Below are 3610 nucleotides of genomic sequence, written 5' to 3'. Positions count from 1 at the left end.
CGGCGATGGTCGCCCGCGGACCGATCCGGTGGGTCAGCTCGCCACCCAGCAGCGTGCCGCACACCGCGCCCACGCTGTATGCCGTCAGCGCGATGCCGGCCTGCTCGATGGAGAATCCGCGAACTGCCAGATACAGCACCAAAAATGTCTGTACAAATGCGCCCAACTGATTGATCAGTACGCCGCCCAGCAGATACCTGACCGATGGCGGTGTTGCACGGATGGTCGCGAAAACTCCCGCTGGAGTATCCGCTTCTGTCGAATTCTTCGCTCTGCTCTTCTGCGCCATGACTCGATTTCAGCAGAAGCGCTCGTTGACCGGCAGTGTTGACCGAAATGAACAATCAATCCCCGGCCAAGTCGATTATCGGCTGAACATGCCGTTGATGCCGCCGAAGTCGAGGGATCCGTCGAGTTCGGTGTAGGTGCCCTTGGTGAGCAGCTCGCTGGCCGCACGCTGAGCGACGGAGTAGGCCGCCTGGCTGATGCCGGTGCCGACGCTCACTCGGCGCACGCCCGCCGACTCGAACTCGGCGATGGTCGGCGCGCCCGGCCCGACCATCACGTTAATCGGCAACGGTGACGCCTTCACCAGCGAGGCCACGACATCAAGGTCGATCAGGCCCGGCACGAAGAGGCAGTCCGCACCTGCCTCGGCGTAAACCGACGACCGGGCAAGCACGTCGGCCAACCGCCCCTCGGGCGCACCGACGTTGAACAGAAAGACGTCGGTCCGCGCATTGATCAACAACTCCGGTAGTCCCGACCGCGCCGCTGCGGACCGGCCGGCCCGCAGTCGCTCGGCCTGTGCGGCAGCGTCGAACAGCGGACCACCGGGAGCCTGCGAATCCTCGATGTTCACCCCGACCGCACCGGCACCGACGACCGCTCCCACTGTCGCCTCGACATCGTCGGGGCCGAGGCCATATCCCCCTTCCACGTCGGCGGTGACCGGGATGTCCACCGCGGCGACGATCCGCCGAACCTGCTCGATCATTTCGGCCCGGGTCAGGCCGTGCCCGTCGGGCCGGCCAACCGACCAGGCGATGCCCGCGCTCGTCGTGGCTATCGCCTGCGCGCCTGCCTGCGCGATCAGCGCGGCACTGGCGGCATCCCACGCGTTCGGCAGTATCAGCACCCCGCTGTCGTGCAGCGCTCGCAACGACTGTGCCCTGCCCTGTTGGATTTTCTCCACCATGCTGCCTCCCCTTTCAGTCACATTTCAGTCACATCACGACGTCCCGCCGGATGAGCTCACAGCGTACTCGCGCGGCCACGGGCGGAAGCCGCACTGCTCCTCTTATCCGGCCGATCCCGCCGATCCGGCCTATCCCGCCGATCCGGCGCGCAGCTCCAACGTGGCGCACTTGACGCTGCCGCCGGCCTTGAGCAGTTCGGACAGGTCCACTCCGATCGGCTCGAAGCCGTGCTCGCGCAACTGGGCGATCAGCCCGGTGGCGGCCTGGGGCAGCACCACGTGCTGTCCGTCGGAGACGGCGTTGAGGCCGAACGCCGTGGCGTCACCGTCGGATGCCGTGATGGCGTCCGGGTAGAGCTCTTCGAGCAGCCGGCGGCTGTCTGCGCAGAACGCCCTCGGGTAGTACATGACCGTGTCGTCGTCCAGTACGGCGAGCGCCGTGTCCAGGTGGTAATAGCGCGGATCCACCAGCGTCAGCCCGACCACCGGCACACCGAAGAACTCCTGGGTCTCGGTATGGGACACCGCGTTGGTCCGGAAACCCGAGCCGGCCAGAATCCGCGATCCGGCAACCAGGTAGTCGCCCTCGCCCTCATTGATCCACTGCGCCTGCCGGACATCATGATACCCGTTTTCCCGGAACCAGCGCAGGTAGGCGGCGGACTCCGGGCAGCGGTAGGTGTGGCGAAAGCGCGCGACGAGCACCTGGCCGTTCACGACGGTCGCCCCGTTGGCCGCGAAGACCATGTCCGGCAGGCCGGGTCGTGGTTCGAGCTGTTCCACCCGGTGGCCCAGGTCGAGGTAGAGATCACGCAGCCACTCCCACTGGGCGACGGCGACCTCGGTGAAGGTTGGTTTCCGGGGATCCATCCATGGATTGATCGAGTACTCGACGTCGAAATACGTCGGTCTGACCATGAGATAATGTCGTCGGGTTGCTGTACGTCGCACGCTGTCCTCCACGTCGCCGTCGGGCGTCTTTCCGATACCTGGTGAACGCATATGCCGGCACCCGCTGGTCGCCGTCCGCCGTCCCCGGTGGGACCGGTCTGCGTTTCCTGCCGGACCGTTATGCGCAGATAACGGCTTGACTGATTCGTGAATCAGTCAAGCCGCGCGTGACGTTGACCGGAAGAACAGCTGGACTCGAACAATCAATGTTGGACGCGATGACCGGCGCGGGCCGCTCTGCGTCCCGTTGCACATCCATGGCGAACACGCTGACCAACCTCGGTACGCGGTAGCGCCCGGCGGCATTGGCCCGCCGCAACAAGCCGACGTTCACCATCGACTCCAGCAGTTCGTCCGCCGACTCGACCGGTATGCCCGTGCCAGCGGCGACGCCGATCGCCGTCGTCCATCCGGCCTCATGCAGACCGAGGTGATGGACCACCGCCCGCCCTGCCGGCGACAGCAGCTGGTACGCCGAGGCGAACCGGTCCCGCACGTTCACGTCGCCGATGCTGAGCCTGTCCAGCGCGACGTCGCGGTCGGCGAGTTGGCTGGCGGTGTAGGCGATGGTCCACTCCGGCCGAGCTGCGATCCTCCTACCGATGATGTTGACGGCGAGCGGCAGATCCCCGCACAGCTCAGCGATGGCATCGGTGGCGTCATACTCCGTCCGCACCCGTGCCGCGCCGGCAAGCCGGCCGATCAATGTCACCGATTCCGTCCGGGCGAACGTATCCAGATCGATCCGGTGCATGTCGTCCAGCCCGAGCAGTCGCGCCCTGCTGGTCACCACCACCTGGCTGTGCGCGGCCTGTCCCAGCAGCGGCCGGACCTGGTGCTCGTCCCGGACGTTCGCCAGTAGGACGAACAGCCTGTGCTGGGCGAGCAGCGATCGATACAGACCGAGCTGCTGCATCGGGTCGCCCGGCACGAGATGAACGGGCACTCCCAGAGCATGCAGAAAACCGCGCACGATATTGTCGACGCTGCCTGCGGACTGCTCGCCGCCGTCGCGGCTGTCGAGATCAGCGTAGAGCTGGCCGTCCGGGAACCCGGCGGACACCGTGTGGGCCAGTCGGAGCGCGAACGCCATCTTGCCGCTCCCGATCGGCCCGCTGACCAGCAGAGGTACCCTGACCTGTCCGGCAAGGCCGATCAGCCGGGACGCGTCGGCCAATGCCTGCGCGCGGCCGACAAAGGTGCTCAAGGCCATTGGCAGTTGAGCGGGACGGGCGAGCCGAGTCACCGCATCCGTGGCCCCCTGCACCCCGGTCAGGTGCAGGGGGCTGTCAGCCGACGAAACAGCCGGCACCCGGCCGTCCTGGGGTCCGGACGCCATGGCGGCTTGCCCGGCGATGCTTCGCCAGCGCCGTTCCCAGGCCTCGCGATTTCCACCGCATGCGGACACGAACGCCAGCGTCACCGCAAGTGTGGGCAGCCGATAACCACTGGCTGCGCTGG

Annotated in this window: 3 protein-coding genes and 1 pseudogene; all 4 read right to left on the bottom strand. The window is 66.8% G+C overall.

What is annotated here, in order from left to right; translation table 11 throughout:
• A pseudogene (locus tag U9977_RS16295) lies at positions 1 to 289 on the bottom strand (MFS transporter); the annotation flags it as partial.
• Positions 290 to 364: 75 nt separating this feature from the next.
• On the bottom strand, positions 365 to 1198 hold the full coding sequence (locus U9977_RS16290) for an isocitrate lyase/phosphoenolpyruvate mutase family protein (protein ID WP_322750116.1): 834 nt from the start codon (positions 1196 to 1198) through the stop codon (positions 365 to 367).
• 129 nt (positions 1199 to 1327) lie between these two features.
• The gene (gene ddaH, locus U9977_RS16285) at positions 1328 to 2149 is read right to left on the bottom strand and encodes a dimethylargininase (RefSeq protein WP_416210654.1); all 822 of its coding nucleotides are present in this window, start codon (positions 2147 to 2149) and stop codon (positions 1328 to 1330) included.
• A gap of 118 nt (positions 2150 to 2267) precedes the next feature.
• On the bottom strand, positions 2268 to 3610 hold a 1343-nt coding region (locus tag U9977_RS16280), incomplete at its 5' end, for an NB-ARC domain-containing protein (protein WP_416210653.1).

The organism is Protofrankia sp. Cas8, from assembly GCF_963555845.1.
Lineage (GTDB): Bacteria > Actinomycetota > Actinomycetes > Frankiales > Frankiaceae > Protofrankia.
The sequence above is the reverse complement of the archived record's forward strand: the minus strand, read 5'-3'. Positions and strand labels throughout refer to the sequence as shown.

Excerpts from the sequence above, each read along its gene's own strand:
- U9977_RS16290 (WP_322750116.1), bottom strand. The coding sequence starts at position 1,198 with ATGGTGGAGAAAATCCAACAGGGCAGGGCACAGTCGTTGCGAGCGCTG.